This is a genomic window from Mesorhizobium sp. M7A.F.Ca.MR.362.00.0.0, from assembly GCF_004023175.1.
In the GTDB taxonomy this organism is placed as follows: domain Bacteria; phylum Pseudomonadota; class Alphaproteobacteria; order Rhizobiales; family Rhizobiaceae; genus Mesorhizobium.
In genome coordinates, this window is the sequence record NZ_RZTF01001159.1 from 1 (window position 1) to 229 (window position 229).

Below are 229 nucleotides of genomic sequence, written 5' to 3' on the forward strand. Positions count from 1 at the left end.
GGGGATATGCAAGGCTCTTGCGAAATCATTAGTCGTTCCCACTCGGATAAGCCGAAGCTTCGGCCGGTACTCCTGCTCTGCAAGCCCATTTACTACTTCATTAATCGTCCCGTCACCGCCTGCAGCAACAACAAGATCATATCTTCTTTCTACTGCAATCCTTGCCGCTGTTGTAGCGTCCTCTGGACCTGTCGTAGCATGGCAGGATGTTTCATACCCTGCGTTCTCC

At 51.5% G+C, this 229-nt stretch carries 1 protein-coding gene; it reads right to left on the reverse strand.

Annotated elements, in window-relative coordinates; genetic code table 11:
* On the reverse strand, positions 1-229 hold a 229-nt coding region (locus EOC06_RS39475; RefSeq protein ID WP_281062160.1), incomplete at both ends, for a diacylglycerol kinase family protein.